Raw genomic sequence first — 3,395 nt, 5'->3', positions numbered from 1 at the left:
AAGATTGTCCGGCGGCGTCCTACTCTCCCACACCCTCACGAGTGCAGTACCATCGGCGCTGGAGGGCTTAGCTTCCGGGTTCGGAATGTAACCGGGCGTTTCCCCTCCGCCATGACCGCCGTAACTCTATGAACATATCAAACAACACCGGCACAAAAACACGGGTGTTCGCTCGTTCAGAGTTGCACAGTGGACGCGTAGCAGCTTAGTAGTCAAGTCCTCGGCCTATTAGTACCGGTCAACTGAACCCGTTACCGGGCTTACATTTCCGGCCTATCAACCCAGTCGTCTAGCTGGGGGCCTTACCCCACAAAGTGGGTGGGATACCTCATCTTGAAGCAGGCTTCCCGCTTAGATGCTTTCAGCGGTTATCCCTTCCGAACGTAGCTAACCAGCCGTGCCCTTGGCAGGACAACTGGCACACCAGAGGTTCGTCCGTCCCGGTCCTCTCGTACTAGGGACAGCCCTTCTCAAGTATCCTACGCGCACGGCGGATAGGGACCGAACTGTCTCACGACGTTCTAAACCCAGCTCGCGTACCGCTTTAATGGGCGAACAGCCCAACCCTTGGGACCTGCTACAGCCCCAGGATGCGACGAGCCGACATCGAGGTGCCAAACCATCCCGTCGATATGGACTCTTGGGGAAGATCAGCCTGTTATCCCCGGGGTACCTTTTATCCGTTGAGCGACACCGCTTCCACTCGCAAGTGCCGGATCACTAGTCCCGACTTTCGTCCCTGCTCGACCTGTCAGTCTCACAGTCAAGCTCCCTTGTGTACTTGCACTCAACACCTGATTGCCAACCAGGCTGAGGGAACCTTTGGGCGCCTCCGTTACCTTTTAGGAGGCAACCGCCCCAGTTAAACTACCCACCAGACACTGTCCCTGAACCGGATAACGGTCCGAAGTTAGATACCCAAATCAACCAGAGTGGTATTTCAAGATTGCCTCCACCCATACTGGCGTATGGACTTCACCGGCTCCCACCTATCCTACACAAGCTAATTCGAGTACCAATGTCAAGCTATAGTAAAGGTCCCGGGGTCTTTCCGTCCTGCCGCGCGTAACGAGCATCTTTACTCGTACTGCAATTTCGCCGGGCCTGTGGTTGAGACAGTGGGGAAGTCGTTACGCCATTCGTGCAGGTCGGAACTTACCCGACAAGGAATTTCGCTACCTTAGGATGGTTATAGTTACCACCGCCGTTTACTGGCGCTTAAGTTCTCCGCTTCGCCCCCGAAAGAGCTAACAGGTCCCCTTAACGTTCCAGCACCGGGCAGGCGTCAGTCCATATACATCGAATTACTTCTTCGCATGGACCTGTGTTTTTAGTAAACAGTCGCTTCCCCCTGCTCTCTGCGGCCATACAACGCTCCACCCGCGCGGGGCTTCACGTCTCCGGCCCCCCTTCTCCCTAAGTTACGGGGGCAATTTGCCGAGTTCCTTAACCACAGTTCGCCCGATCGCCTCGGTATTCTCTACCTGACCACCTGTGTCGGTTTGGGGTACGGGCCGCTAAGAACTCGCTAGAGGCTTTTCTCGGCAGCATAGGATCACTGACTTCACCTGAATCGGCTCGGCATCACGTCTCAGCCTATATGTGTTGCGGATTTGCCTACAACACGGCCTACACGCTTACCCCGGCACAACCACCGGCCGGGCTCAGCTACCTTCCTGCGTCACCCCATCGCTTGACTACTACCCATCAGGTTCCCACGCTCCCCACCATCCGTCCGAAGACATCAGGCAGTTCGGGTGGTTAGCACAACGAGGTTCATCAGGGACGCTCTTTCGCGGGTACGGGAATATCAACCCGTTGTCCATCGACTACGCCTCTCGGCCTCGCCTTAGGTCCCGACTCACCCAGGGCGGATTAGCCTGGCCCTGGAACCCTTGGTCATCCGGCGGAAGGGTTTCTCACCCTTCTTTCGCTACTCATGCCTGCATTCTCACTCGTGCCGCGTCCACAACTGGGTCACCCCGCTGCTTCACTCGCGGCACGACGCTCCCCTACCCATCCACACACCTGCACAAGGAATCAAGTCCAAGCGAGGATAAAATGTGAATGCCACAGCTTCGGCGGTGTGCTTGAGCCCCGCTACATTGTCGGCGCGGAACCACTTGACCAGTGAGCTATTACGCACTCTTTAAAGGGTGGCTGCTTCTAAGCCAACCTCCTGGTTGTCTATGCGACCCCACATCCTTTTCCACTTAGCACACGCTTAGGGGCCTTAGCTGGTGATCTGGGCTGTTTCCCTCTCGACTACGAAGCTTATCCCCCGCAGTCTCACTGCCGCGCTCTCACTTACCGGCATTCGGAGTTTGGCTGATTTCGGTAAGCTTGTGGGCCCCCTAGACCATCCAGTGCTCTACCTCCGGCAAGAAACACGCGACGCTGCACCTAAATGCATTTCGGGGAGAACCAGCTATCACGGAGTTTGATTGGCCTTTCACCCCTAACCACAGGTCATCCCCCAATTTTTCAACATTGGTGGGTTCGGCCCTCCACGCGGTCTTACCCGCGCTTCAGCCTGCCCATGGCTAGATCACTCCGCTTCGGGTCTAGGACACGCGACTGAATCGCCCTATTCAGACTCGCTTTCGCTACGGCTCCCCCACACGGGTTAACCTCGCCACATGCCACTAACTCGCAGGCTCATTCTTCAAAAGGCACGCCGTCACCCCGCAAGGCTCCGACGGATTGTAGGCGAACGGTTTCAGGTACTATTTCACTCCCCTCCCGGGGTACTTTTCACCATTCCCTCACGGTACTTGTCCGCTATCGGTCACCAGGAAGTATTTAGGCTTACCAGGTGGTCCTGGCAGATTCACGGCAGATTTCAGGGGTCCGCCGCTACTCGGGAACACCCACAGAAGGTCAGCAACTTTCACCTACCGGACTTTCACCGTCTACGGTCAGCCATTCCAGACTGTTCGACTAGCCACTAACTTTGTAACTTCTCGAATGCATGTCAGTACATTCAGCAGGGTCCCACAACCCCGACCACGCAACCCCTGACAGGTATCACACGCAGCCGGTTTAGCCTCGATCCGCTTTCGCTCGCCACTACTCACGGAATCACTAAATTGTTTTCTCTTCCTGCGGGTACTGAGATGTTTCACTTCCCCGCGTTCCCTCCACACACCCTATGTGTTCAGGTGTGGGTGACACCACATGACTGGTGCCAGGTTTCCCCATTCGGACACCCTGGGATCACAGCTTGGTTGACAGCTCCCCCAGGCCTATCGCGGCCTCCCACGTCCTTCATCGGCTCCTGGTGCCAAGGCATTCACCGTTCGCCCTTGACAACTTGACCACAAAGATGCTCGCGTCCACTGTGCAATTCTCAACAAACGACCAACCCACAACCCGATCCGCCCCACACCAAACCC

The 3,395-nt window shown here is 56.3% G+C and carries 2 rRNA genes; both read right to left on the bottom strand.

The features are described from left to right. Window positions 1-6 precede the first annotated feature (6 nt). Window positions 7-123 (bottom strand): 5S ribosomal RNA (gene rrf / locus ACLQ29_RS35285). Window positions 124-208: 85 nt separating this feature from the next. After that, window positions 209-3,319 (bottom strand): 23S ribosomal RNA (locus ACLQ29_RS35280). Window positions 3,320-3,395 lie beyond the last annotated feature (76 nt).

Source organism: Micromonospora sp. DT228 (genome assembly GCF_049841595.1).
In the GTDB taxonomy this organism is placed as follows: domain Bacteria; phylum Actinomycetota; class Actinomycetes; order Mycobacteriales; family Micromonosporaceae; genus Micromonospora.
The sequence above is the reverse complement of the archived record's forward strand: the minus strand, read 5'-3'. Positions and strand labels throughout refer to the sequence as shown.